The organism is Sinorhizobium sp. GQ132 (assembly GCF_059758575.1).
In genome coordinates, this window is the sequence record NZ_JCAXDX010000008.1 from 197747 (window position 1) to 222616 (window position 24870).

Consider the following 24870-nt stretch of genomic DNA (forward strand, 5'->3'; position numbering starts at 1 on the left):
AGCATTTGATTCAACGCACTTCGGACGGGAAACCGGTACACACTTTTCCTGGAAGTGCTCTAAGCGCCAATCCCCTTTGACCGCAACAGTTCGGTAATCTCGTCGAGGATCGCCGGATCGTCGATCGTCGCCGGCATCGTCCAGGGCTGGCGGTCGATGATCTTCTGGATCGTCGAGCGCAGGATCTTGCCGGATCGCGTCTTTGGCAGCCGCTTGACGCAGACCGCCGTCCTGAAGGCGGCGACCGGTCCGATGCGCTCGCGCACGAGACCGATGACCTCCTTCTCGATTTCTTCTGTTTCACGGGAAACATTGGCGTTGATGACCAGGAAGCCCGCCGGCACCTGCCCCTTGAGGGGATCGGCGATGCCGATCACGGCGCATTCGGCGACGTCCGGATGGCTGGCGCAAACCTCTTCCATGGCGCCCGTCGACAGCCGGTGTCCCGCAACGTTGATGATGTCGTCGGTCCGCGCCATGATGAAGATATAGCCGTCCTCGTCGAGATAGCCGGCATCCGCCGTTTTGTAGAAGCCGGGATATTCCTCGAGATAGGCCGCATGGAAGCGGTGATCGGCATTCCAGAGCGTCGGCAGGCAGCCGGGCGGCAGCGGCAGCTTGATCACGACATTGCCGAGCGTGCCGGTTTCCACCGGGTGGCCCGCGTCGTCGACGACCTGCACGTCGTAGCCGGGGAGGGGAACCGCCGGGGAACCGTATTTTACCGGCAGGAGGCCGAGACCCAATGGATTGCCGGCGACGGGCCATCCTGTTTCCGTCTGCCACCAGTGATCGATCACCGGAACCTTCAGCGCCCGTTCCGCCCAGCGGATCGTGTCCGGGTCGGCCCGCTCGCCCGCAAGATAGAGCGCCCGGAACCGCGACAGGTCGTAACGGCCTGCATGGGTCGCTTCCGGATCCTCTTTCCGGATCGCTCGCAGCGCCGTCGGCGCGGTGAACATGACCGCGACGCCGTGTTCGGAAATCACGCGCCAATAGGTTCCGGGGTCGGGCGTCCCGACCGGCTTTCCTTCGAAGAGGATCGACGTGCAGCCGTTAAGGAGCGGCCCGTAGACGATGTAGGAATGACCGACCACCCAACCGATGTCGGAAGCCGCCCAGAACACGTCGCCGGCATTGACGCCGAAGAAGTTCTCCATCGACCATTTGAGCGCGACCATATGGCCGCCATTGTCCCGCACGACGCCTTTCGGCTGGCCGGTCGTCCCGGACGTATAGAGGACATAAAGCGGATCGGTGGAGGCAACCGGCGTGCAAGAGGCTTCCTCACCGGCGTCTCTGGCCTGCGCGAGCGCCTCGGCGAAATCGATGTCGCGGCCGCGAATCATCGAGGCGGCGAGCATATCGCGCTGATAGATCAGGCAATGGGCCGGCTTGTGCCTGGCCGTTTCGATCGCCTGATCGAGCAGAGGCTTGTAGGCGACGGTCCGACCGGGCTCCAGCCCGCAGCTTGCCGAGACGACGAGCTTTGCCTGGCAATCATCGATGCGCATGGCGAGTTCGTTGGCGGCAAAGCCGCCGAAAACGACAGAATGCACCGCGCCGATCCGCGCTGCCGCGAGCATGGCGATCGCCGCCTGCGGAATCATCGGCATGTAGATGATGATGCGATCGCCCTTGTCGACGCCCAGCTTGCGGTAGATTGCAGCCATCGCCTTCACATCGGCGAGCAGGTCCGCATAGGAGATCCTCTCGATCCGGCCGGTGACGGGGCTGTCATAGATAAAGGCCGGCTGCTCGCCTAGGCCGGCATCGACATGCCGGTCGAGGCAGTTGTGGCAGGTATTGGTGACGCCGTCCGGAAACCAGTGGCCATAGGTGCCGCCGGCAGGCTCGAAAATGCGCGCCGGCCGCTCGAACCAGTCAATCGCCGATGCGGCATCTGCCCAGAAGCCGTGCGGATCGGCCTTCCACGCGGCATACACTTCGGAATAGCGGCTCGCCATATCCGTTTCCTCCCACTCGCTCTCCGGACGAGAAGCCCGGTTCCTCCACTTCGCAAGATAGGCGAACGGAGGTAAACGGGAACCCCGACGAAAGGGTAATGGGATTGGAACTCAGCGTGCTCCGAAAATGGCGGAGCCTACCCGCACGCCGGTGGCGCCGAAGGCGATTGCCGTTTCGAAATCGCCCGACATGCCCATGGAGAGCCTGGAAAGGCCGCACTGATCGGCAAGCTTGGCGAGCAGGGCGAAGTGCGGTCCCGGATTTTCGTCCAGCGGGGGAATGCACATCAGTCCTTCGATGTTCAGAGCCAACTCGTCACGGCAGAGCCTGACGAAGGCGGCCGCGTCTTCCGGCGCGATGCCAGCTTTCTGCGGCTCGAGACCCGTGTTCACCTGAACATAGAGGCGGATATCGCGCCCCTGGCGCTGCATTTCGGCGGCGACCGCGCGCGCGATCTTCTCCCTGTCGATCGTCTCGATGACGTCGAAGAGCGCAACGGCGTCTGCAGCCTTGTTGGATTGCAGCGGACCGATCAGGTGCAGCTCGATGTCCGGGGTCTCACGCTTGAGCGCGGGCCATTTGGCTTGCGCCTCCTGCACGCGGTTCTCGCCGAAGACGCGCTGGCCAGCCTCGATCACCGGCCGGATCGTCTCGGCGTCGAAGGTTTTCGACACGGCCACCAGACTGACGGCATTTTCCGAACGCTTGGCCGACTTCTCGCTTGCGCGAATCCGGCTCAGCACTTCGTTCAGCCGTTCCTCGACTTCCATTCCACGCTCCCGTTCAAGATCGTCTAAACATCTTCGCTTGCGGCCTATTGAAACTTGCAACGCTTGCCAAGTCCAGCGCAAGCCGGAGCGGGGCGGGTTCGCCCTGGCCGCGGCGTTATCCTTCCCGCGCTTGAAATGCCAAATCGAAGGGATCGCCCGGCGAATCCTTCAAAACTTGACGCTTGGGGCGTTTCGTGGTGAAGGTCACGCCAGCTATCACGCGCGGGCGCTCGCGCCCGGCAGAATTTCCGGAACATCGACAAAGACATGGCTACCGAACGATATAATCCGCGCGATGCCGAACCGCGCTGGCAGCACCAATGGGAAGCGGGCAAGGTCTTCGAGACGAAGAACGACGATCCGCGCGACAAATATTACGTCCTGGAGATGTTCCCCTATCCGTCCGGGCGGATCCACATGGGTCACGTGCGCAATTACACGATGGGCGACGTGGTCGCCCGCTACAAGCGCGCCCGCGGCTTCAACGTGCTGCACCCGATGGGCTGGGACGCCTTCGGCATGCCGGCGGAAAACGCTGCCATGGAGCGCGGCGTTCATCCGGCGAGCTGGACCTACCAGAACATCGCCTCGATGAAGGCGCAGCTCAAGGTCATGGGGCTTTCGCTCGACTGGAGCCGGGAGTTTGCGACCTGCGATCCCGAATATTACCAGCGCCAGCAGCATCTTTTCCTCGATTTCCTGGAAAAAGGCCTGGTCTACCGAAAGCAATCGAAGGTCAACTGGGACCCGGTCGACAATACCGTGCTCGCCAACGAGCAGGTGATCGAAGGCCGCGGCTGGCGCTCCGGCGCGCTCGTTGAACAGCGCGAGCTGACGCAATGGTTCTTCCGCATCACCGACTTCAGCCAGGATCTGCTCGACGCGCTCGACACGCTCGACGAGTGGCCCGAAAAAGTGCGGCTGATGCAGAAAAACTGGATCGGCCGTTCGGAAGGACTGTCGGTGCGGTGGGAGCTCGATCCGGCGACAGTCCCCGGCGAGGAGAAGGAAGTCACCGTCTATACGACGCGGCCCGACACGCTGTTCGGCGCCTCCTTCCTGGCGATCTCCGCCGATCATCCGCTCGCCAGGGATGCCGCAGCCAAGAACGCCGAGATCGAAGCATTCTGCGAGGAATGCCGGCGCGCGGGCACGTCGCTCGCCGCATTGGAGACGGCAGAGAAAAAGGGCATCGACACCGGCATCCGCGCGCGGCACCCCTTCGATCCGAACTGGGAGCTGCCGGTCTACGTCGCCAATTTCGTGCTGATGGACTACGGCACCGGCGCCATCTTCGGCTGCCCTTCGGGCGACCAGCGCGACCTGGACTTCGCCCGCAAATACGATCTGCCGGTCGTTCCGGTGGTGATGCCGAAGGATGCCGATCCGCAGACCTTCACGATCGGCGACGAGGCCTATGACGGCGACGGCGTGATGATCAATTCGCGCTTCCTCGACGGGCTCTCGGCGCAAGAGGCGTTCGAGACCGTCGCCTCCAGACTCGAAAACGATCTGCTGAACGGCACGCCGCGCGGCGAGCGCAAAGTCAATTTCCGCCTGCGCGACTGGGGCATTTCCCGCCAGCGCTACTGGGGCTGCCCGATCCCGGTCATCCATTGCGACGACTGCGGCGTCGTTCCGGTGCCGAAGGCAGACCTGCCCGTTACGCTGCCGCCGGACGTGACCTTCGACAAGCCCGGCAATCCGCTCGACCGTCACCCGACCTGGCGTCACGTCGCCTGCCCGCAATGCGGCAAGGACGCACGCCGGGAAACCGACACGATGGATACCTTCGTCGATTCCTCCTGGTACTTCACCCGCTTCACGGCGCCCTGGGAGGACAACCCGACGGATCCGAAAGCGGCCAATCACTGGCTGCCGGTCGACCAGTATATCGGCGGCATCGAGCATGCGATCCTGCATCTGCTCTATTCGCGCTTCTTCACCCGCGCGATGAAGGCGACCGGCCACGTGGCGCTGGACGAGCCTTTCAAGGGGCTGTTCACCCAGGGCATGGTCGTCCACGAGACCTATAGCCGCGGCGAAGGCGCGCAGCGGGAATGGATCACGCCCGCCGAGATCCGCGTGGAGGAAACAGACGGACGGCGGCGCGCGGTCCACATCGAGACCGGCGAGGAAATCGCCATCGGATCGATCGAGAAGATGTCGAAGTCGAAGAAGAACGTCGTCGACCCGGATGACATCATCGGCTCCTACGGGGCCGACACTGCACGTTTCTTCGTGCTCTCCGATTCGCCGCCGGATCGCGACGTTATCTGGTCCGAAGCAGGCGTCGAAGGCGCCCATCGCTTCGTGCAGCGCGTCTGGCGTCTTCTGACCGAGGCCGCGGAGAAGCTGCGTGCCGTCGATGCCGCACCGGCAAGCGGAGGCGAGGGGCTGGCCGTGTCCCAGGCCGCGCATCGCACTCTCAAGGCGGTAGAGGCCGACTATGACAAGCTCGCCTTCAACAAGGCGGTCGCTCGCATTTACGAACTGGTGAACGCCATGGCCGCCCCGCTGACGCAGGTCGCGAGCGGCAAGGCGGACAACGCTCTGACTGCTGCGGTAAAGGACGCCGCCACGATCCTGATCAACCTGATCGCGCCGATGATGCCGCATCTTGCGGAAGAATGCTGGCGCGAGATCGGCGGCAAAGGTCTGATCGCCGAGAAGGCCTGGCCGAAATTCGATGCTGCGCTCATCGTCGAGAACGAGATCACGCTGCCGGTCCAGGTCAACGGGAAAAAGCGCGCCGATTTGACAATCGCGCGCGACGCAGATCAGAGTGCGATCGAAAGCGCCGTGCTCGCTCTCGACGCCGTAAAAGCCGCGCTCAACGGCGGCAGCCCGAAGAAGATCATCGTCGTGCCTCAGAGGATCGTCAATGTCGTTGTCTGATATAGCTGGCTTCCGTCTTCGGTCCTTGGGCTTCGTAGCCGGCGCATTGTCGCTCGCGGCACTTGGCGGCTGCCAGGTCAGGCCCCTTTATTCCGACGGTCCTACCGGTTCGACCTCTGTCGCGCTTGCCGCGATCGAGATTTCGGAAGCCAACGATCGCGTCGAGCAGGAAGTCCGAAATGCCCTCGTCTTCCTGACGTCGCGTGGTCAGGGCGAACCGGTCAATCCGCAATATCATCTGGCGCTCAGCGTCTCGCACCGGACGATGGGCGTGCTCTACGAGAGCACGGATCTCGACAATGACGACGACGACGCCGGAGCCGGCCGCATCGTCGTGAAAGCGGACTACAACCTGACCAAGACCGCCACCGGCGAGACCGTGAAGTCAGGGAACCGGACGGCCGTCGCTTTGGTCGACTTCCCCCAGCAGGAATTCGCCAAGATACGCGCCGTGCGCGATGGCGAGAATCGCGCCGCCAAGGAACTGGCGGAGATCATCGGGGCCGACCTCGCAGCCGCTCTCGGCCGCTGATCCGTTCGTCAGATGAGCGAGGTCAAGTCGCACGAATTCGATAATTTCCTGCAGCGATCTGCGGCGATCTACCGGCTTTTCCTGCTCTACGGTCCCGATCGCGGCCTCGTCTCGGAACGCGCGTCCGAACTCGCCGGCAGCTTCGGCCTTCCTCTCGATGATCCTTTCGCCGTCGTCAAGCTTGATGCCGGGTCATTGCAGGGCGCGGGAAGCGTGCTGGACGAAGTCAATGCCATCGGTCTTTTCGGCGGCGATAAGCTGGTCTGGGTGCGCGGTGCGTCCGCTGAGAAAGCGCTCACCGAAGCGCTGCAGATTCTCGCGACCGACCCGCCCGCCGGCGCCCGGCTCATCATAGAAGCGGGCGACCTGAAGAAGGGGGCGGCGCTCAGGAAAGTGGGCGAGACTTCCCGCTCCGTCGCTTCGATCGCCTGCTACAGCGACGACGCCAGGGGCCTGCAAGCACTTGTCGACAAGGAACTTTCGGAAGCGGGCCTGCGCATCGGTCCCGCCGCGCGCGAACGTCTGGTGGAGGCGCTCGGGGGCGACCGTATGGCTTCGCGCAACGAGCTCCGGAAACTCGCCCTCTATTGCCGTGGCAAGGATTTGGTCGACGAGGACGACGTTCTCGGCATCGTCGGCGACGCCAGCGCCATTTCGGTCGATGATGCGGTCGATGCGGTATTGAAGGGCGACGCCGACGCGCTGCTGCATGCGATGAAGAAGATCACGACATCCAAGACGCCGCCTTTCCTCGTGCTTCAGGCCTGCCTGAGGCAATTCCAGCAGCTCGACGTGATGCGTGCCGAAATGGATGCGGGCCGCCAGTCCGCGGGCCAGGTTGTCGCAAGCCTTGGCCGCGGCCTCCACTTCCGCCGCAAGCCGGTTGTCGAAGCGGCGCTGAAACACTGGACCGCTCCGGCGATCCGGCGCGAATTGGGCCGCCTGCAGGCGACGATCTATCAGAGCCGCAGCCGCCAGAGCCTCGAGGAGAGCCTGGTGATCCAGAATCTCCTGGCGATCACGATCCAGTCTGCGCGGCGTTGAGGTTATGCGTCAACGCCGCTCGAGCAGCCGGCAAATCTCTTCCAACTGGTCGAGCGTCTTGTATGTAATCTTGAGGTGCCCGCCACTGGCCTTGTGGTTGACACTCACTTCCAGGCCGAGGCTATCGGACAGGGTGCGCTCCAGCGCCAGCGTATCGGCGTCCTTCTCCTCGCGCTGGCGGCCCTTTGCGTAGTTGGGATCGTTCTGCGACTTGATGTCGTTCTGCGCCAGCCGTTCGGCCTCGCGGACCGAAAGACCTTTCGAGACGACCGCACGCGCCAAGGCCACTGGGTCCGATGTGGGTATAAGGGCGCGGGCATGGCCCGCGGAAAGGCTGCCATCGGAAAGCATGTCGCGCACGGGCTCCGGCAGCTTCAGAAGGCGAAGGCTGTTCGCAACATGGCTCCGGCTCTTGCCGATGATGTCGCCGAGATCGTTCTGCGTGTAGCCGTGTTCCGCGATCAGTTGCTCGTAGCCCAGGGCTTCTTCGAGGGGATTGAGGTCGGAGCGCTGAACGTTCTCGACGATGGCGATCTCGAGCGCTGTCCTGTCGTCGACATCGCGCACGATGACCGGTATTTCGGTGAAGCCTGCAAGTTGCGCCGCGCGCCAGCGCCTTTCACCGGCAATGATCTCATAGCGGTCGTGACCGACGGTGCGCACGACGACCGGCTGAACGATGCCGTGCTGGCGGATCGAGCTTGCAAGGTCCTGCAGCTCAGCTTCGTCGAACTGCCGGCGGGGGTTGCGAGGGTTGCGGGAAACGAACTCGATCGGGATCCGCCGATCGGCGCTGATGGCGGCGGCCGGAGCCGCGCCGGTGTGCAGCGGCTGGTCCATTTCGCCGATCAAGGCGGCAAGGCCGCGGCCCAGACGCCTCTTGGAGCTGTCATCGTTCATCTGACACCTGATTAGTTACGCTACCGAAACGATTAAGCGGCCTTCCGCTGCCTCTCGCGCTGAATGACTTCCGAGGCCAGTTGGAGATAGGCCTGACTTCCGGCGCATTTGAGATCATAAAGAATGGCCGGCTTGCCATAGGAAGGGGCCTCGGACACCCGCACATTGCGGGGAATGAGGGTATGATAAACTTTATCTCCCAAATGCAAGCGAACGTCGCTGACAACTTGCTGGGCGAGATTGTTCCGAGAATCGAACATGGTCAGCACGATGCCCTGAATATCGAGGCCCGGATTCACCGTCTGCCGCACCTGATCGACCGTCTCCAGCAGCTGGCTCAAGCCTTCTAGCGCAAAAAACTCACACTGCAATGGTACGAGAACCGAATGCGCGGCTGCCATTGCGTTCATCGTCAAAAGATTGAACGATGGCGGGCAGTCGACCAGCACATAGGAATAGGCAAGAGCGTCCACCGAAGCCAAAGCCTTACGCAGCCTGAAAACCCGATCCGATTCCTTGGAAATCTCCATCTCGACGCCGAGCAGATCCATGGTCGAAGGCACGATGGCCAGATTTGGCACCGCCGTATCCTGAGCAATCTTGCCGATCGAATGGGTCCCCATCATCAGCTCGTAGGAAGACAGATGCCGGGCACGACGCTGGATACCCAGCCCGGTGCTCGCATTGCCTTGCGGATCGAGATCGACGATCAGCACCCTTTCACCGATGGCGGCGAGCGCCGTAGCAAGATTGATGGCCGTCGTCGTTTTGCCGACGCCGCCCTTCTGATTGGCAATAGTGATGATCCGATTCTTTGGGCCAAACATGTTTCGCTCGCCTATCACTTCGTCCGACGTGAAAGATTTGCAATCTCGAGCACAACCGAATCCGGCTCGACGACACTTGCATGTTTTATCAGATCGAATTGAAAGCGGCTAACGGCTTTGTCGACTTCCTGCTGATAATCCCGCCCTTTGTGAAAGAATGCCACCGTTTTGGAGCGTTCCAAGAGCATCCATGGGGCGCAATGATCGAGCAATTGGCTCAGATCGGCGAGCGCACGCGCCGAAATCGCGTCGCAATGCGGGATTTCAGCGGGTGCCGCTTCGATTCGAATCGGGTGAACGGAACCCCTGGCACCGGTTTCCCTGAGCGCGACGCGTAAAAAGGCGGCCTTCTTGTTATTGCTCTCGACCAGGTGAACCCATCCGTTCTCTGCCTCGGAAAGACAAATGGCCGTAATGACACCGGGAAATCCACCGCCGCTTCCAAGATCGACCCAAGTCTTCGGGGCAGGGGAGAGTTGATAGAGCTGGAGGCTATCAAGGATATGGCGCTGCCATAGATCCCCCAGCGTCGAGGGGGCGACGAGGTTGATCGATCGCGCCCATTTCTGGAAGAGAGAGGCAAAATGCTCGAGTTTTTCGACGGTTTCACGTGAAACACGCAATCCGTTCAGTGCCGGAACTAGACTCGCTTGCATTGTATACCCTATCCACCCACACGTTGTGCCCGGCGATCCTGCCTTCGTAGCCAGGACAGAATGAGAGATATAGCCGCGGGCGTCACGCCATCGACCTTCATAGCCTGGGCAAGGTTCCGCGGCTTGTGTTGTGCCAATTTTTGCTTCAGCTCATTCGAAAGCCCGGGCAGCACGTCGTAATCGAAATCATCCGGTATGGTCGTATTTTCGTCTCGCCTTACACCGGCAATGTCAGTTGCTTGGCGCTCCATGTAGACAGCATAGGCGGCATCGATCTCCAGCGCCTCGACCACCCTGGCCGGAATGTTTTGAAGCTCAGACCATACCGGTTTCAGAGCGGCGATCGACTGATCCGGGTAAGAGAGGATATCGAAAGCGGTACGACGCTGGCCATCCTGATTGAGCTTCAGGCCGAAACGCTTGCCCTCGCTCGGCGTGACCGAAAGTGACTGCAGGAGCCTGCGTCCCGTCTCGAAGGAATGCTTCCATGCCTCGAAGCGTTGACGACGTGCGTCGCCGACACATCCGAGCGCAATGCCCGCTGGCGTCAGCCGCATATCGGCATTATCTGCGCGCAACGACAGCCTGTATTCCGCCCGCGAAGTAAACATGCGATAGGGTTCGATTATGCCCCGCGAAGTCAGGTCATCGATCATCACGCCGATATAGGAGTCCGTGCGGCTGAAGACATAGGGGGCCCGTCCGCTCGCGCGAAGCGCGGCATTCAAACCGGCAACGAGCCCCTGAGCTCCGGCTTCTTCATATCCCGTCGTCCCGTTTATTTGACCCGCAAGATACAGTCCGGGCATTTTGCGCACGCCCAAGGAGAGTTCCAGCTCCCGCGGATCGACATGATCGTACTCGATCGCGTAGCCCGGCTGGAGAATCTTGACCTGCTCCAGACCGGGAATCGTACGAATGAAGGCGTCCTGCACATCCTCGGGAAGGGAGGTCGAAATCCCGTTGGGATAGACGGTGTCATCGTCTAGTCCCTCCGGCTCCAGAAAGATCTGGTGACCATCTCTCTCGCCGAAGCGGACGATCTTGTCCTCGATAGAGGGGCAGTAGCGTGGGCCAACCCCTTCGATCTGTCCCGAATACATCGCGGACTGGTGAATGTTATCGGCGATAATCTTATGCGTCGCATCCGTGGTCCGCGTCACGCCGCAAGCAATCTGGCGATTGATGATTGCATCGGTCATGAAGGAGAACGGGACTGGATTTTCGTCCGGACCTTGCCGCCCGACGCGGTCCCAGTCGACCGTGCGTCCGTCCAGGCGCGCCGGCGTGCCGGTCTTCAATCGACCAAGCTGCAGGCCGAAGCGCCGCAGTGTCTCAGAGAGACCCAGGGAGGGTTCCTCGCCCACTCGACCGGCGGGTATCTTGCGCTGGCCGATATGAATGAGGCCATTTAGAAACGTGCCGGTCGTGAGAACGACGGCTGATGCGCGAAAGACTCGGCCATCCTTCATAGTCACGCCACGAACCACACCGTCTTCGGTCAACAGGTCGAAGGCATCCCCTTCGATCACCGAGAGGCGCTCGATCCCGCCGATCTCCCGCTGCATCGCCTCGCGATACAGCTTGCGGTCTGCCTGAGTACGGGGTCCGCGCACTGCAGGCCCCTTGCGCCGGTTGAGAAGCCGGAACTGAATACCCGCGGCATCGGCCACACGTCCCATGAGGCCGTCGAGCGCATCGATCTCCCGAACGAGGTGGCCCTTGCCCAACCCGCCGATCGCGGGGTTGCAGGACATTACTCCGATCGTATTCCTTTTATGTGTGATGAGAACTGTACGGGCGCCGAGCCGCGCGGAAGCAGAGGCAGCTTCGCAACCTGCGTGGCCTCCACCAATCACAATGACATCATAGTCCATCTCAGACATGCTCCAGCCTAGCTTGCTCAGCTTCCGCTTGATTGTCAGTTCATGCCGTCGAGTCAAGGGCGTTTCACGTGAAACGCCCGAGGCGACTCGCCTGCGTTGTATCCGTCGAGTTATTTTCCGATACAGAACTCGGAGAATATCACGTCCAAAAGGTTCTCCACATCGACCCGCCCGGTAATCTTACCCAGGGCATCTCCTGCTTGCCGAAGCTGCTCAGCACGCAGTTCGAGTTCGGAAGAACTCAGGCTCCGCTCCAGCGCCGAACTGGCCTGTCGCAGACAATCGACGTGGCGCTTCCGGGACGGCATCGCCAGGGCTGTCTTACCGGCCAGATCGGGGAGATGCGACTGCAGTGCCGTCAATAGAGCGGCCATGCCCTCACCGGTCCTCGTGGAAAGAAAAATGTCCGCATCCGATGGAGCCCAACTTGAGGGGCGGTCGACCTTGGTTGCGACCCGAATGACGGGGACCTTTTCCGGAAGAGCCTCATCAAGCCGGAATGATCCCGGTTTTTCCGATAGCAGAAGGACAAGATCGGCATCGGCGATAACCTGCCGGGCTCTCCGAATACCCTCCCGCTCCACAAGCTCATCCGTTTCACGAAGTCCCGCCGTATCGAAGAGTTTAACTGAGAATCCGGCTAAGGAAAGGTCTACTGACAGAACGTCGCGTGTCGTTCCCGCGACCTCCGTCACGATCGCGATGTCCCTTCGGGCCAGTGCATTCAGCAAGCTCGACTTGCCTGCGTTCGGCTCACCGGCAATGACGATCTTGAGCCCGTCCCGGATGATTTCGGCCAGGCCGGCGCGCGCGATATGTTCATCGATTTCCTGGCGGAGCCTGCCGATATCCTCCCAGATCGCGGCGCTGACGGAACCCGGCACATCGTCTTCATCCGCAAAGTCGAGCTCTGCCTCGATCATTGCCCGCGAATGGGTCAGCCGTCGGGCCCAACCGGCATAGAGTGCGGATTGTCCGCCGCCGGAATGCTCTATGGCGAGACGACGCTGCATTTCCGTCTCTGCAGCAATCAGGTCGGCCAGCCCCTCCACCTCCACCAGGTCCAGTTTGCCGTTCTGAAAGGCCCGCCTTGCGAACTCTCCGGCCTCCGCATGCCGTAGCCCCTCAGTTGCGGCGAGCTCCTCGAGGATGGCGCTTACCACGGCTCGTCCGCCGTGAACCTGCAATTCGCAGCAATCTTCACCGGTGAAAGACGCCGGCGCCGGGAAATAGAGCACCAGGCCGCTGTCCAGCGTCTCACCGTTTCGAGTCCGAATCGTTCTGAGCGCCGCGATGCGTGGCGCAGGCAGGGCTCCGCAAAGTCGCACCAGCGCATCAGCGGTCGCCGGACCGCTCACACGTATAATGGCAACGCCTGCAGGCAGCGAGCCGCTCGAAAGAGCGTAGATCGTATCGGTGGATGGCATCGGCTTACCGGTTTACGCAACGACGAGCAGGTTTGACGCCGGCCATACCCGCCATTTCGGCATATTGAACATTGGGGATCGGGCAGAGCCTCGGAACCGCAATTGGTGCGACACTCGTCCGGCTATTGCGAAGCCGCCTTATGCACCGAGCCGCGCTCGAAATCAAGTGTCGCTCTGTTTGGGCGCATATCCACCCCGGCGTTTCACGTGAATCACTCCCGTCCAGGGATCACGGTCGATAGGGGAAAATGGCGGCAGAAGGAAGTGCTCCATCCCGGATACGCGAGAGGCCGGCGCTGGGCGGCGCCGGCCTCTCGGCTGAGAAAGAGAGTCTCGATCTTACGTATTCATCGAGTCGAAGAAGTCGCCGTTGGTCTTCGTCTGCTTCAGTTTATCGATGAGGAACTCGATCGCGTCGGTGGTGCCCATCGGCGCGAGAATGCGGCGCAGCACGAAGATCTTCTGCAGGTCCTGACGCGGGACCAGGAGGTCCTCCTTACGCGTGCCGGACTTCAGAATGTCCATGGCCGGGAAGATGCGCTTGTCGGCGACCTTGCGGTCGAGGACGATTTCCGAGTTGCCGGTGCCCTTGAACTCTTCGAAGATGACTTCGTCCATACGGCTACCGGTGTCGATCAGAGCCGTTGCGATGATCGTCAGCGATCCGCCTTCCTCGATGTTGCGGGCCGCGCCGAAGAAGCGCTTCGGACGCTGCAGAGCGTTTGCGTCGACACCGCCGGTCAGTACCTTGCCCGATGAGGGAACGACCGTGTTGTAGGCGCGGCCGAGACGGGTGACGGAGTCGAGCAGGATTACCACATCGCGACCGTGTTCCACGAGGCGCTTGGCCTTTTCGATCACCATCTCGGCGACCTGGACGTGGCGCGTCGCCGGCTCGTCGAAGGTCGAGGACACTACCTCGCCCTTGACCGAGCGCTGCATGTCCGTGACTTCCTCCGGCCGCTCGTCGATCAGGAGGACGATCAGGTAGCATTCCGGATGGTTCGCCGTGATCGAATGCGCGATGTTCTGGAGAAGCACCGTCTTACCGGTGCGCGGCGGCGCGACGATCAGGCCACGCTGGCCCTTGCCGAGCGGCGCGACCAGATCGATGACGCGCGCCGAGAGATCCTTGGACGTCGGGACCTCGAGTTCCATCTTGAAGCGCTCGTTCGGATAGAGCGGCGTCAGGTTGTCGAAGTGAACCTTGTGGCGGATTTTCTCCGGATCGTCGAAGTTGATCGTGTTGACCTTCAGAAGCGCGAAATAGCGTTCGCCTTCCTTCGGCCCGCGGATCGGGCCCTCGACCGTGTCGCCGGTCTTCAATGAGAAGCGGCGGATCTGCGACGGCGAAATGTAGATATCGTCGGGACCGGGGAGATAGTTCGCATTCGCCGAGCGCAGAAATCCGAATCCGTCCTGCAGGACCTCGACGACGCCCTCGCCGATGATCTCGATCTCCTGCTGAGCCAGCATTTTGAGGATCGCGAACATCAGCTCCTGCTTGCGCATCGTGCTGGCATTCTCCACCTCGAGCTCTTCGGCAAAGGCCAGGAGGTCGGTCGGCGTCTTGTTCTTAAGTTCTTGAAGCTTCATTTCAGCCATGAAGGGTCCGTGCTTGATAGGGGATTGGGAGCCGGCGCGATTTGTCAGGGAGCTGCGAGGGGGGAAGAGGCAGGCTCTAAAACTTCGTCACAGGCCACAGGAAGAAGGAGATGAGGGAAAATAGCGATTCACGTGAAGCGCCGCAAGGGGTCGCGGCAAATTAGCAGCAACTATTGCAACTGCGAATCGATTGAATTCAAAATGGTTTCACCACGACGAGGATGACGATGGCGATCATAAGCAGGGTTGGCGCCTCGTTCATCAGCCGCCAATAGCGCGCGTCGCGGCGATTCTCGTCCCGCTGGAAGGCTTTCACCGCGCGGCTGAAATGCACATGCACCAGCGTCAGCAGAAAAACGCAGAGAATCTTCGCATGCAGCCAGCCGCCCATAAAGCCGTAGACGCTCCAGGCGAGGTAAAGTCCGAGCACCCAAGAGATCATCATGGCCGGATTCATGATGACCTTGAGCAGTCGCTGTTCCATCATCTTGAAGGTCTCGGACTGTTCCGATCCGGGCGCTGCATCGGTGTGATAGATGAACAGACGCGGCATGTAGAGCAGCGCTGCCATCCAGGAGATCACCGCGATGATGTGGAGCGCCTTGATCCACAGATAGAGGTCGTCCGGCTGCCCGGCGAAGAGGCCGATCAGCAAAGCCGCAAAGGCCGCTACCGCGATCGCCGCACGAAGGCGCGCCCGTTTACCCGGAACGCTGTCGGTTTGGCGTTCCCCTCTCATAGCTGCCCTTTCATCGCGATCCTCGAACGCGGGCGACGAGTGCGGCAACGTGATCCGGATCGGCGTCCGGCGTTATGCCGTGGCCGAGATTGAAGATCAGCGGCCCCTGGCCGAGGACGTCCAGGATGCGATCGGTTCCATGCTCCAGCGCCGCGCCACCTGCCACGACCCGTACCGGATCGAGATTGCCCTGAACGGGACCGTCCTTCTGCAATTCGGCGGCGAAGGAGAGCGGCACCGACCAGTCGAGGCCGATCGCATCCGCACCGGTCGCCTGCCGATAGTTCTTCAGCAGAAGGCCCGCACCCTTCGCGAAAGCGATGATTTTCGCCGAGGGGCGGCGCGCGCGGACGGATGCGATCATCCGCCGGACGGGCTCGATCGCGAAACGCTGAAACTCCTCCTCACCAAGCACACCGGCCCAGGAATCGAAGATTTGCACCGCATCGGCGCCGGCATCGATCTGCTCTACCAGATAGTCGGCGGAAATATCGGCGAGCAGCGTCAGAAGCCGCTCGAAAGCCTTGGGATGACGGTAGGCGAAAAGACGCGCAGGCGCCTGGTCCGGCGTCCCGCGGCCGGCGATCATATAGGTCGCCACCGTCCAGGGCGCCCCGCAGAAACCGAGGAGCGTGGTCTCCGTCGGCAGTTCGCGTCTCAGCCGGGCGACCGTCTCGAAAACCGGAGCCAGGTGAGCGATGACGCCATCGGGGCTCAGCCGGCCAATCCCGTCCTCGTCGATCGGATCCATTCGTGGACCCTGTCCCTCTTCGAAGCGGACATTGCGCTTGAGCCCATCGGGCACCACGAGAATATCGGAGAAAAGGATCGCGGCGTCGAAGCCGTAGCGGCGGATCGGCTGTAAGGTCACTTCGACCGCGAGATCCGGCGTGTAACAGAGGTCGAGAAAGCTTCCGGCCTTCGCACGCACCGCCCTGTATTCGGGGAGATAGCGTCCTGCCTGTCGCATCAGCCAGATGGGGGGAGGGGTGAGCGTTTTGCCGCTCAAAACCTCCAGCACTTTGCGATGCGTTCCGCTCACTTGCCGCTTCCTAATCTAAAAATAAAACTGAATTTATAAGTTTCTATTTCTTAGAGTCGGTGGGTATCAAGGATTAAAATCGATCCTCATCCTATCCAGTCCGCCTCAATCTCCCGCAAAAAGGCGGGAGGGATTCCGGCCAATTTGCGCGTTGAGCGGGGAAACCCGGGAAAACACTGCAGAGTCAGTCCTTTGCCGGCGGTCGGGAGTTTGCGGTTCCTGTGGATGAGGAGTCGATCCGCGTGACAATTTGTCGTGGCCATGAGTCTTGTCCACATGCCCCGGCAAGAGATTTCCGGTTCGGTGTCAGATGTGAACAAGTCGCCGCTTTTCCACTTGCCTGAAGCCAGGCGCCGCCGTTAGCTGTTTTTGTCCCGCCTTATCAACAGACCGCGGAGAATTGCGTGGAGAACCGCAAAAACTACTTCCATCTGCATCTGATCTCCGATTCGACCGGCGAAACTCTGATCGCCGCCGGTCGAGCCGCTGCAGCGCAATTCCAGACCTCCCATGCGCTGGAACACGTCTATCCGCTGATCCGCAACCGGAAGCAGCTGATGCAGGTCATGGACGCGGTCGACGGGGCACCGGGAATCGTCCTCTACACGATCGTCGACCGGGAACTTGCCGGCCTCATCGATCAGCGGTGCCGCGAGATCGGCGTGCCCTGCGTCTCGGTCCTCGACCCGATCATCGAACTTTTCCAATCCTATCTCGGCTCGCCCTCGCGCCGCCGCTCGGGCGCGCAGCATGTCATGGATGCCGAATACTTCGCCCGTATCGAGGCGTTGAACTTCACGATGGATCATGACGACGGTCAGATTCCCTCCGATTTCAACGAGGCGGATGTGGTCCTTGTGGGTGTGAGCCGCACGTCGAAAACACCGACGAGCATCTATCTCGCCAATCGCGGTATAAAGACGGCGAACATTCCGATCGTGCCGGGCGTGTCCCTGCCCGATGCGCTCCTGAAGGCGACGAAACCGCTCATCGTCGGGCTCATCGCTTCGGCCGAGCGCCTCTCCCAGGTGCGTCAGCATCGCGTGCTCGGAACGACGCAGAGCTTCCACGGGGAAGACTATACCGACCGGGCGGCGATCGCCGAGGAGCTGAAATATGCCCGCTCGCTTTGCGCGCGCAACAACTGGCCGCTGATCGACGTGACGCGGCGCTCGATAGAGGAGACTGCCGCCGCAATTGTTGCCCTGCGGCCGCGGCTTAGATAGAGCGAGCCGCAAGAACAGCTTGCAGACCGCGAACACGGAACCGGAAAAATGAAATCCTTGCTCGTATTGGCCTCGGCCAGTCCTTTTCGTCGCACTCTGCTTGCCAATGCAGGATTGGCCTTCGAGGCCCGGGCCGCCGCGATCGACGAGCGTGCGCTCGAGCAGCCGCTGGAAGCGTCTGGTGCGTCGCCGGCCGATGTCGCCCTGGCGCTTGCCGAGGCCAAGGGGAAGGATGTCGCACGGTATTTTCCGAACGCCCTTGTCATCGGTTCGGATCAGACGATGTCGCTTGGAACCCGCGTCTATCACAAGCCCCGCGACATGACGGAAGCCGCCGAGCATCTCCGGTCGCTCTCGGGCAGGACGCACAGTCTCAACAGTGCGATCGTTCTCGTGCGCGACGACGAGGTCGTTTGGCGGCACGTCTCGACTGCGAAGATGACCGTGCGGCCATTGAGCGACGGCTTCATAGATCGACATCTTGCAAGGGTGGGCGAGAAGGCGCTGACAAGCGTCGGCGCCTATCAGCTCGAAGGCGAGGGCATCCAGCTCTTTGAGACCATCGAGGGCGACTACTTCACCATACTCGGCCTGCCGATGCTGCCGCTTCTCTCCAAGCTCCGCGAACTGGGTGCGATCGATGCATGATTCACGTGAAACATTTGTTAACCATGCCTTTGTAACCGGCTATCCGGTGAAGCATTCGCGATCGCCGCTCATTCATGGCCATTGGCTGAAGCAGTTCGGAATTCGGGGAAGCTACCGGGCCCACGAGGTCACGCCCGAGGCCTTCCCCGATTTCATGCGGCAGATCAAGGAAGGAAGAACCGATTTCTGCGGCGGAAATGTCACGATTCCGCATAAGGAGACCGCCTTCCGGCTGGCCGATCGGCCGGACGAGCTCAGCGCCGAACTCGGAGCGGCCAACACCCTCTGGCTCGAAAATGGAGAAATCCGCGCGACGAACACCGACGGGCGTGGCTTCGTCGCCAATCTGGACGAGAACGCCAAAGGATGGGACCGCATCTCGGCCGCAGTGATTCTCGGTGCCGGCGGCGCCAGCCGGGCGGTGATCCAGGCGATCCGCGACCGCGGGGTCAAGACGATCCATGTGGTGAACCGCACGCCCGAGAGGGCGAGGGAACTGGCCGATCGTTTCGGCACGGCGGTGCACGCACATTCGATGGCGGCGCTTGCCGAGGTCGTTTCCGGCGCCGGGCTCTTCGTCAACACGACGTCGCTCGGCATGAACGGCGAGCCGGCGCCGGCAATCGACTTTTCGGGCCTGGCGCCAGAGGCCGTCGTCACCGACATCGTCTACGTGCCGTTGAAGACGCCGCTGTTGCGGCAGGCGGAAGAGCAGGGCTTCCGCACCGTCGACGGACTTGGCATGCTTCTCCATCAGGCAGTGCCCGGATTCGAGAAATGGTTCGGTCTGAGGCCGGTCGTCGACGAAACGCTAAGACAGATCATCATCAGCGATATGGACAGGCACGCATGATCATCGTCGGGCTTACCGGCTCCATCGGAATGGGAAAATCGACCGCTGCGGGCATGTTCCGGGAACTCGGCGTGCCGGTGAACGATGCCGACGAAGTCGTGCATATGCTCTATAGCGGTGAAGCGGTGGCTCCGGTCGAAGCGGCCTTTCCGGGCGTTGCCAAGGGCGGCGTCATCGACCGGGCCGAGCTTTCGCTTCGGCTTGTTGCGGCGCCCGAGCGGCTCGCCGAGCTGGAACGGATCGTCCATCCGCTGGTGCGCGCCAAGGAGCAGGAGTTCATTGCGCGGCACAGAGCGGACGGTGCGCCTTTCGTGCTGCTCGATATTCCGCTCCTCTACGAGACCAAGGCGGAAGCGCGCCTCGACCGCATCGTCGTCGTGACCTGCGATCCGGAGATGCAGAGGGAACGCGTCATGAAGCGCCCGGGAATGACCGCCGAGAAATTTGCGATGATCCTCGAGCGGCAGGTGCCCGACAGCGAGAAGCGCGCCCGCGCCGACTATATCGTCGACACCAGCGACAGCTTCGACGTCACACGGCAGCAGATCCGTGCGATCGTCGATGATTTGCGGGCGGCTTAACCTTCGCAAACGTCCCTGGCCCTAGCCGTCTCCCAAATGGGGGGAGAGGGAACGAGTACGACGCTGCCGCGAGTTTCCTTCGCCCCGCTTTCCGGGAGAAGGTGGCCGGCAGGCCGGATGAGGGGCGGCGATGGCCTTCAATTGCGCAGCAAATGACATTAAGAATGGAGGTCAGCTTCGGGTGATTCGTCCCGAAACATCGTCCACAGGGCTCCCGCATGCGTGAAATCATCTTCGATACGGAAACGACCGGCCTCGACAATCGCGACGACCGGGTGATCGAGATCGGCGGAATCGAGCTCGAGAACCAGTTTCCGACGGGGCGCACGATCCATATCTATATCAATCCGGGGGAGCGCAAGGTTCACCCGGAAGCTCTGGCCGTCCACGGCATCACCGACGAGTTTCTGAAAGACAAGCCGCCCTTTGCCGATGTCGCCCGGGAGATCGTCGAGTTCTTCGGCGATGCCCGTTGGGTCGCCCACAACGCCACCTTCGATATCGGCTTCATCAATGCGGAGTTCGAGCGGCTCGGCCTGCCGCCGATCGGCAGCGACCGGGTTATCGACACTCTGGCTCTTGCCCGCCGCAAGCACCCGATGGGACCGAATTCGCTCGATGCGCTCTGCCGCCGCTACGGTATAGACAACTCCCATCGAACCAGGCACGGGGCCCTGCTCGACTCCGAGCTGCTGGCCGAGGTCTATATCGAGATGATCGGCGGCCGCCAGGCCGCGCTTGGTCTGGTGATGACGGAGACGGATGGCCGGTCGATGGAGGCCGACGACGGACCGGTCGTCGTCATCAAAAGGGAGCGGCCCTTGCGGCCACGATTGACGGAGGCAGAAATCGCTGCCCATGCGGCGCTCGTCGCGAAGATCGGCGCGAATGCGATCTGGGAGAAATACAGCGAATCCGACTATGCCCTCAGATCGGAAGCCGTTTAGAGCACTCCCAGGAAAAGTGTCTAACGGTTATCCGTCCGCAAGTGCGTGGGATCAAATGCTCTAGGCCTGTCCGTATCGCGGCGCCCGCGGGTCTCTCAAGCGAATCGCGCAGGCCGGGCATAAAAAACCCGGCTCGGTGAGCCGGGTCTACCAGTCATTCGGACCGATCAGTTGGCCGTGTCGTTGGTATTGGCCACCTGCGCGCGGACCTTTTCCTCAGCCATGCGCTGGGCAAACATCTGCGCGAAATCGATGGGATCGATCATCAGCGGCGGGAAGCCGCCGTTGCGGGTGGCGTCGGCTACGATCTGGCGCGCGAAGGGGAACAAGAGGCGCGGGCACTCGATGAAGAGCAGCGGCAGCATGTGCTCCTGCGGGAAGCCGGCGACGCGGAAGACGCCGCCATAGGCGAGTTCGACGTTGAAGAGCATCTTGTCGCCGTCCTTGGCCTGGGCGCTCAACGACAGGACAACGTCGAAATCATTCTCCGCCAACGGATTGGCATTGACGTTGACATTGATGTTGATCGACGGGGAGCGGTCGCGAGCCTGCAGCGAACGCGGTGCGCCGGGGTTCTCGAAGGAGAGGTCCTTGACGTACTGGGCCAGGATATTGAGCGACGGGCTCTGCTGCTGCTGGGCACTGCCGTTGCCGTTGGATGCGGTATCAGTCGTCATAAGAGTTTCCTCGGACTTCGAAATGGTGAGGCCATCTAACATTTAGGGCTTGGGCTTACAACCCTCGTGGCCCGGCCCGGCCCGACGCAAGAGCACATCCGGCCCTTCTTTGGAAACCGGATTATAGACCCGATTGGAGCCGGGATCAGAAAAAGTGAAGCTCGGATCAATGAGGCAGACGATCCGGCGGCGGCGGGTCGTCTTCGTCCTTTTTCTTGCGCGAAAATTCGTCCTCGTCGAGATCGATCGTCAGCGGCCCGCGGCGCTCCTCGCGAGGGGTGCCAGCGGACCGGGGCCCTGCGGATTGAGGGCCAGAGGACCGGGAACCGGAGGATTGGGGCCTCGAGGCACGATAGAAGCCGGTTGCGCTGCTCAGAATCGTCATCCGGCTGCGCAGGAAGTCGGCTATGGCGCGCCGGACCGGGGGCAGAAAGATCAGAAGGCCGACGAGGTCGCTGATGAAACCGGGCACGATCAGGAGGATAGCGGCGATGAAGATCAGCACACCGCCGAGAACGTCCAGCCCCGGATCGTTGCCAGTCCGTGCCGCCTCCTGAACGCGCCGGAGCACGCCGAAACCCTGAATGCGCAGGAGCATGATCCCGGCGACGGCACTTGCGAAAACGAGAAGAAGCGTCATCGCCACGCCGATCTCGCGCCCGACGGCGACGAAGCCAGCGATTTCCGCAAGCGGCAGCCCGAGAATGACGAGCGGGATCAGGAAACGCATCGCCCGTGCTCGCAAGAAGGTGAGTGCAATTGTCCGGTCTCCGGTTTATGGGTGCGACATCGTCGTTTGAATGGTCTATCCTTCCGGACTATATGGAACAGTACGAGAAATTCTAACAGCGGTTCCGGGTGGAAATGGGCTCTTTTGATTTCATCACATTTTTTTTCCTGATCGCTGCCGTGGTCATCTTCCTGCAATTGCGTAGCGTTCTAGGTCGCAGGACCGGCAGCGAGCGGCCTCCTTTCGATCCCTACTCTCCACGGGATATCGCCCAAGGGCCGGAAGCCAAGGATAACGGCAAGGTCGTTCAGCTTCCCCGTCGCGAGACGGCGGAAGACGAGTCGCGCTATGCCGCGATCGAGACCGTCGCCAAGGCCGGGACTCCGCTGAACGCCCAACTCCGGGCGATGACCGACGCGGATCCCAACTTCAATCCCACCGAATTCCTCAACGGTGCGAAGATGGCCTACGAGATGATCGTCATGGCCTTTGCCGATGGCGATCGTAAAACTCTCAAGGGTTTGCTGTCCCGCGAAGTCTATGAGGGTTTCGAGGCCGCGATTGCGGAACGCGAGGCCAAGGGCGAAGTCGTCAAGTCGACCTTCGTCGGCATCGACAAAGCCGATATCGTGCACGCGGAGATCAAGGACGCCGAGGAAAACATAACGGTCAGGATCATCAGCCAGCTTATTTCCGCGACCTACGACAAGCAGGGCAAACTGGTCGACGGAGACGCCGATTCGGTTGCCGAAGTGAACGACCTGTGGACGTTTGCGCGCGATATCCGTTCACGCGACCCGAACTGGAAGCTGATCGCCACCGAATCGGAAAACTGACCGGGAAGCGGGCGGCCATGACTTTTCATCTCGAGCCGGTCTCCTATTCGGAGCTGCCCGGCTGGTCTGCGGACGACCCGGCGCCGGTGATCGCTTCGCTTCGGCGCTGTCACCGGCATGTAACGGAGGTGAAGCCGTACAAGACCGGCTCGCTCGGTATTTCGGTCGCCGACCTCCTGCCCGCCTTCGACGCGGCAGGCAGCGATTTTTCCGATGCGGCCGCCGCACGCGGATTTTTCGAGGCGCAGTTCGTTCCGTTCCGAATCCGCCCGGAAGAGAAAAGGACCGGCTTCGTCACCGCTTTCTACGAACCCGAGGTCGAGGTACGGGCTGAGCCGGATGCGGAGTTCCGATTTCCCTTTTACCGGCGTCCCTCGGACCTCGTCGAGGTCGACGACATAAACCGGCCGGCAGGAATGGACCCATATTTCGCCTTCGGCCGCTGTCGCGACGGCAGGATCGAGGAATATCCGGACCGCCGCGCGATCGAAGAAGGATTTCTCGCCGGCCGCGGTCTGGAAATCGCCTATGCCCGCGACAAGGTCGACGTGTTCTTCGTCCATGTGCAGGGCGCCGCGCGGCTGATCTATCCGGACGGATCCCGCCGCCGCATCACCTATGCCGCCAAAACCGGGCATCGCTTTTCCGCCGTCGGGAAGCTGTTGATCGATCGCGGCGAGATCGACGCCGCCACCGTGTCGATGGCGAGCATTCGCGACTGGCTGGCGGCCCATGCCGACAAGGCGGACGAGGTTCTGTGGCACAACCGGTCCTTCATCTTTTTCCGCGAGGCGCCGGTCGAGGAAGAGGGGCTCGGCCCCGTGGCGGCTGCCAAGGTGCCGCTGGAGCCGGGACGCTCGCTTGCTGTCGACCGCCTCATCCACACCTTCGGCGTTCCTTTCTACGTCGCGAGCGAAACCCTGCTCCATCTCGACGGCGGACATCCCTTCGGGCGTCTGATGCTCGCGCTGGACACCGGTTCGGCCATCGTCGGCCCGGCGCGCGGCGATATCTTTACGGGCTCCGGCGACCGGGCGGGGAAACTCGCGGGTTCGGTGCGCAACGACGCAGACTTCTTCATTTTCGTGCCTCGCGCGGCCGCAGTCCGATATCTCCAGCAGTCCAGCCATGGCTAAGGACAGGAAGCTTTCCACCGAGGACCGCATTCTCTGGGGGAAGGTCGCGCGTTCGGCGCGGCCCATGCCCGGGCGGTTGGACGCTCTCGAGGAGCTGCTGGGCGGGACCGCGGAAATCAAGGCTGTACCCGGCCCGGAGGCGACGCCTCCCTCGAGCACGCCCGAAAAGCCCGGCAAAGGCTTTTCACTCAGCCGCGACAAGGCAGAACACCCCCCTCATCATCCGCTGGAGCGGCCGGTCAAACGCAAACTGGCGAAGGGCCGGCTGACGCTCGAGGCGAGGATCGACCTGCACGGCATGATTCAGAGCGAGGCGCACGGACTGCTGCTGCAGTTCCTCCTGAGGGCGCGCGACCGCGGCTTGAGGCATGTCCTCGTCATCACCGGCAAGGGGACGTCGCTCGGCAGCGACGGAGCCCTGAAGCGAGCCGTGCCGCTCTGGTTCTCGCTTCCCGAGTTCCGGCCCTTGATATCGTCCTACGAACCGGCAGCCCGCAATCACGGCGGCGAGGGCGCGCTCTATGTGCGGCTGGCGCGGGCGAAGGGGGGCGCATCATGACTCCCTTCGGCGAGGCCGTGCGCGAACTTCGCCGGCGCAAGGGCGTGTCTCAGAAAGAGATGGCGGCTGCAATAGGGGTTTCGCCCGCCTACCTCTCGGCTCTCGAACACGGCAAGCGGGGAGCGCCGAGCTTCGACTTTCTCCAGCGCGTTGCCGGCTATTTCAACGTGATCTGGGACGAGGCCGACGAACTCTTCCGGATAGCGCATCTTTCAGATCCGAAAGTCGTGCTCGATACGTCCGGCCTTCCGCCCGGTCACACTGCCTTCGCCAACCGTTTGAGCATGGAGATTCGCGGCCTGTCGGCGGAGACGATTCGGGCACTGGAAGATGTTTTGGAAAAAGCCACATTTCCTGATAAGGACAGGGGATGAAAGCCCATC

Annotated in this window: 24 protein-coding genes; 12 read left to right on the forward strand and 12 right to left on the reverse strand. The window is 61.8% G+C overall.

The genetic code is table 11. From position 1 onward, the window contains the following. Positions 1–59: 59 nt before the first annotated feature. Complete coding sequence (locus tag AC6CIG_RS20865) at positions 60–1967, reverse strand: propionyl-CoA synthetase (RefSeq protein ID WP_127710481.1); 1908 nt, start codon at positions 1965–1967, stop codon at positions 60–62. A gap of 111 nt (positions 1968–2078) precedes the next feature. Next, positions 2079–2738, reverse strand: a complete 660-nt coding sequence (locus tag AC6CIG_RS20870) for a YggS family pyridoxal phosphate-dependent enzyme (RefSeq protein ID WP_437408639.1) — start codon at positions 2736–2738, stop codon at positions 2079–2081. A 267-nt stretch (positions 2739–3005) separates the two neighbouring features. On the opposite strand from AC6CIG_RS20870, the gene leuS reads away from it, so the two are divergent. The 3 genes from leuS to holA are packed head-to-tail and all read left to right on the forward strand — an operon-like array spanning position 3006 to position 7212. Then, complete coding sequence (gene leuS / locus AC6CIG_RS20875; RefSeq protein WP_127710485.1) at positions 3006–5636, forward strand: leucine--tRNA ligase; 2631 nt, start codon at positions 3006–3008, stop codon at positions 5634–5636. Beyond that, the gene (locus AC6CIG_RS20880; RefSeq protein WP_018098702.1) at positions 5623–6168 is read left to right on the forward strand and encodes an LPS assembly lipoprotein LptE; all 546 of its coding nucleotides are present in this window, start codon (positions 5623–5625) and stop codon (positions 6166–6168) included. The genes leuS and AC6CIG_RS20880 overlap by 14 nt, the downstream gene beginning before the upstream one ends. A 12-nt stretch (positions 6169–6180) precedes the next feature. Then, positions 6181–7212: a DNA polymerase III subunit delta gene (gene holA, locus AC6CIG_RS20885; RefSeq protein ID WP_100672637.1), complete on the forward strand. Its 1032-nt coding sequence runs from the start codon at positions 6181–6183 to the stop codon at positions 7210–7212. 9 nt (positions 7213–7221) lie between these two features. Here the strand turns inward: holA and AC6CIG_RS20890 are convergent, their stop codons facing one another. From AC6CIG_RS20890 to hemE, 8 genes are all read right to left on the reverse strand, one after another. Further along, positions 7222–8112: a ParB/RepB/Spo0J family partition protein gene (locus AC6CIG_RS20890; RefSeq protein WP_100672636.1), complete on the reverse strand. Its 891-nt coding sequence runs from the start codon at positions 8110–8112 to the stop codon at positions 7222–7224. A 32-nt stretch (positions 8113–8144) separates the two neighbouring features. Next, a complete protein-coding gene (locus AC6CIG_RS20895; protein WP_127710487.1) occupies positions 8145–8939 on the reverse strand; it encodes a ParA family protein in 795 nt (264 codons plus the stop codon). 14 nt (positions 8940–8953) lie between these two features. Next, the gene (rsmG, locus tag AC6CIG_RS20900; protein WP_127710489.1) at positions 8954–9595 is read right to left on the reverse strand and encodes a 16S rRNA (guanine(527)-N(7))-methyltransferase RsmG; all 642 of its coding nucleotides are present in this window, start codon (positions 9593–9595) and stop codon (positions 8954–8956) included. 8 nt (positions 9596–9603) lie between these two features. Further along, the gene (mnmG, locus tag AC6CIG_RS20905; RefSeq protein WP_164866956.1) at positions 9604–11481 is read right to left on the reverse strand and encodes a tRNA uridine-5-carboxymethylaminomethyl(34) synthesis enzyme MnmG; all 1878 of its coding nucleotides are present in this window, start codon (positions 11479–11481) and stop codon (positions 9604–9606) included. 110 nt (positions 11482–11591) lie between these two features. Then, positions 11592–12908 (reverse strand): tRNA uridine-5-carboxymethylaminomethyl(34) synthesis GTPase MnmE, encoded by a 1317-nt coding sequence (mnmE, locus tag AC6CIG_RS20910; RefSeq protein ID WP_498323697.1) that lies wholly within the window; start codon positions 12906–12908, stop codon positions 11592–11594. 339 nt (positions 12909–13247) lie between these two features. Beyond that, complete coding sequence (rho, locus tag AC6CIG_RS20915) at positions 13248–14513, reverse strand: transcription termination factor Rho (protein ID WP_010970587.1); 1266 nt, start codon at positions 14511–14513, stop codon at positions 13248–13250. A 196-nt stretch (positions 14514–14709) separates the two neighbouring features. Beyond that, positions 14710–15252 carry a protoporphyrinogen oxidase HemJ gene (gene hemJ / locus AC6CIG_RS20920; RefSeq protein ID WP_018098696.1) on the reverse strand — a complete coding sequence of 181 codons (543 nt, stop codon included), beginning with the start codon at positions 15250–15252 and terminating at the stop codon, positions 14710–14712. Between the two features lie 10 nt (positions 15253–15262). Further along, on the reverse strand, positions 15263–16294 hold the full coding sequence (gene hemE / locus AC6CIG_RS20925) for a uroporphyrinogen decarboxylase (protein ID WP_018098695.1): 1032 nt from the start codon (positions 16292–16294) through the stop codon (positions 15263–15265). A gap of 404 nt (positions 16295–16698) precedes the next feature. Here hemE and AC6CIG_RS20930 point away from each other — a divergent pair, with 404 nt between their 5' ends. From AC6CIG_RS20930 to dnaQ, 5 genes are all read left to right on the forward strand, one after another. Then, a complete protein-coding gene (locus tag AC6CIG_RS20930) occupies positions 16699–17520 on the forward strand; it encodes a pyruvate, water dikinase regulatory protein (protein WP_018098694.1) in 822 nt (273 codons plus the stop codon). Positions 17521–17568: 48 nt separating this feature from the next. Next, a complete protein-coding gene (locus AC6CIG_RS20935) occupies positions 17569–18168 on the forward strand; it encodes a Maf-like protein (RefSeq protein ID WP_127710497.1) in 600 nt (199 codons plus the stop codon). Continuing rightward, on the forward strand, positions 18161–19021 hold the full coding sequence (locus tag AC6CIG_RS20940; RefSeq protein WP_127710499.1) for a shikimate dehydrogenase: 861 nt from the start codon (positions 18161–18163) through the stop codon (positions 19019–19021). Before AC6CIG_RS20935 ends, AC6CIG_RS20940 begins: the two co-directional genes overlap by 8 nt. Then, on the forward strand, positions 19018–19602 hold the full coding sequence (gene coaE, locus AC6CIG_RS20945) for a dephospho-CoA kinase (protein ID WP_127710501.1): 585 nt from the start codon (positions 19018–19020) through the stop codon (positions 19600–19602). Before AC6CIG_RS20940 ends, coaE begins: the two co-directional genes overlap by 4 nt. Positions 19603–19820: 218 nt before the next feature. Beyond that, complete coding sequence (gene dnaQ, locus AC6CIG_RS20950) at positions 19821–20549, forward strand: DNA polymerase III subunit epsilon (RefSeq protein WP_127710503.1); 729 nt, start codon at positions 19821–19823, stop codon at positions 20547–20549. A gap of 167 nt (positions 20550–20716) precedes the next feature. On the opposite strand, the gene secB is transcribed toward dnaQ, so the two are convergent. Together secB and AC6CIG_RS20960 are read right to left on the reverse strand one after the other, a co-directional pair. Further along, on the reverse strand, positions 20717–21226 hold the full coding sequence (secB, locus tag AC6CIG_RS20955) for a protein-export chaperone SecB (RefSeq protein ID WP_026169012.1): 510 nt from the start codon (positions 21224–21226) through the stop codon (positions 20717–20719). 166 nt (positions 21227–21392) lie between these two features. Then, positions 21393–21956, reverse strand: coding sequence for an FxsA family protein (locus AC6CIG_RS20960; protein WP_127710505.1), 564 nt, complete (start codon positions 21954–21956; stop codon positions 21393–21395). Positions 21957–22090: 134 nt separating this feature from the next. Between AC6CIG_RS20960 and AC6CIG_RS20965 the strand changes: the two genes are divergently transcribed. From AC6CIG_RS20965 to AC6CIG_RS20980, 4 genes are read left to right on the forward strand one after another with little or no spacing between them, the layout of a single operon-like run. Further along, positions 22091–22792 carry a Tim44/TimA family putative adaptor protein gene (locus AC6CIG_RS20965; RefSeq protein ID WP_018098687.1) on the forward strand — a complete coding sequence of 234 codons (702 nt, stop codon included), beginning with the start codon at positions 22091–22093 and terminating at the stop codon, positions 22790–22792. Between the two features lie 17 nt (positions 22793–22809). Next, positions 22810–23928 (forward strand): murein transglycosylase A, encoded by a 1119-nt coding sequence (mltA, locus tag AC6CIG_RS20970; protein WP_127710507.1) that lies wholly within the window; start codon positions 22810–22812, stop codon positions 23926–23928. Continuing rightward, a complete protein-coding gene (locus tag AC6CIG_RS20975) occupies positions 23921–24487 on the forward strand; it encodes a Smr/MutS family protein (RefSeq protein ID WP_127710509.1) in 567 nt (188 codons plus the stop codon). Before mltA ends, AC6CIG_RS20975 begins: the two co-directional genes overlap by 8 nt. Beyond that, complete coding sequence (locus tag AC6CIG_RS20980; protein WP_003531717.1) at positions 24484–24861, forward strand: helix-turn-helix domain-containing protein; 378 nt, start codon at positions 24484–24486, stop codon at positions 24859–24861. The genes AC6CIG_RS20975 and AC6CIG_RS20980 overlap by 4 nt, the downstream gene beginning before the upstream one ends. The last annotated feature ends 9 nt before the right edge of the window (positions 24862–24870 follow it).

Coding starts and splice junctions, on each gene's coding strand:
- AC6CIG_RS20980 (WP_003531717.1), top strand. CDS start 24,484: ATGACTCCCTTCGGCGAGGCCGTGCGCGAACTTCGCCGGCGCAAGGGC.
- leuS (WP_127710485.1), top strand. CDS start 3,006: ATGGCTACCGAACGATATAATCCGCGCGATGCCGAACCGCGCTGGCAG.
- AC6CIG_RS20895 (WP_127710487.1), bottom strand. CDS start 8,939: ATGTTTGGCCCAAAGAATCGGATCATCACTATTGCCAATCAGAAGGGC.
- hemJ (WP_018098696.1), bottom strand. CDS start 15,252: ATGAGAGGGGAACGCCAAACCGACAGCGTTCCGGGTAAACGGGCGCGC.
- mnmG (WP_164866956.1), bottom strand. CDS start 11,481: ATGTCTGAGATGGACTATGATGTCATTGTGATTGGTGGAGGCCACGCA.
- AC6CIG_RS20935 (WP_127710497.1), top strand. CDS start 17,569: ATGAAATCCTTGCTCGTATTGGCCTCGGCCAGTCCTTTTCGTCGCACT.
- AC6CIG_RS20960 (WP_127710505.1), bottom strand. CDS start 21,956: ATGCGTTTCCTGATCCCGCTCGTCATTCTCGGGCTGCCGCTTGCGGAA.
- mltA (WP_127710507.1), top strand. CDS start 22,810: ATGACTTTTCATCTCGAGCCGGTCTCCTATTCGGAGCTGCCCGGCTGG.
- rho (WP_010970587.1), bottom strand. CDS start 14,513: ATGGCTGAAATGAAGCTTCAAGAACTTAAGAACAAGACGCCGACCGAC.
- AC6CIG_RS20965 (WP_018098687.1), top strand. CDS start 22,091: ATGGGCTCTTTTGATTTCATCACATTTTTTTTCCTGATCGCTGCCGTG.
- AC6CIG_RS20890 (WP_100672636.1), bottom strand. CDS start 8,112: ATGAACGATGACAGCTCCAAGAGGCGTCTGGGCCGCGGCCTTGCCGCC.
- AC6CIG_RS20880 (WP_018098702.1), top strand. CDS start 5,623: ATGTCGTTGTCTGATATAGCTGGCTTCCGTCTTCGGTCCTTGGGCTTC.
- mnmE (WP_498323697.1), bottom strand. CDS start 12,908: ATGCCATCCACCGATACGATCTACGCTCTTTCGAGCGGCTCGCTGCCT.
- secB (WP_026169012.1), bottom strand. CDS start 21,226: ATGACGACTGATACCGCATCCAACGGCAACGGCAGTGCCCAGCAGCAG.
- AC6CIG_RS20975 (WP_127710509.1), top strand. CDS start 23,921: ATGGCTAAGGACAGGAAGCTTTCCACCGAGGACCGCATTCTCTGGGGG.
- rsmG (WP_127710489.1), bottom strand. CDS start 9,595: ATGCAAGCGAGTCTAGTTCCGGCACTGAACGGATTGCGTGTTTCACGT.
- dnaQ (WP_127710503.1), top strand. CDS start 19,821: ATGCGTGAAATCATCTTCGATACGGAAACGACCGGCCTCGACAATCGC.
- coaE (WP_127710501.1), top strand. CDS start 19,018: ATGATCATCGTCGGGCTTACCGGCTCCATCGGAATGGGAAAATCGACC.
- holA (WP_100672637.1), top strand. CDS start 6,181: ATGAGCGAGGTCAAGTCGCACGAATTCGATAATTTCCTGCAGCGATCT.
- AC6CIG_RS20940 (WP_127710499.1), top strand. CDS start 18,161: ATGCATGATTCACGTGAAACATTTGTTAACCATGCCTTTGTAACCGGC.
- AC6CIG_RS20865 (WP_127710481.1), bottom strand. CDS start 1,967: ATGGCGAGCCGCTATTCCGAAGTGTATGCCGCGTGGAAGGCCGATCCG.
- AC6CIG_RS20870 (WP_437408639.1), bottom strand. CDS start 2,738: ATGGAAGTCGAGGAACGGCTGAACGAAGTGCTGAGCCGGATTCGCGCA.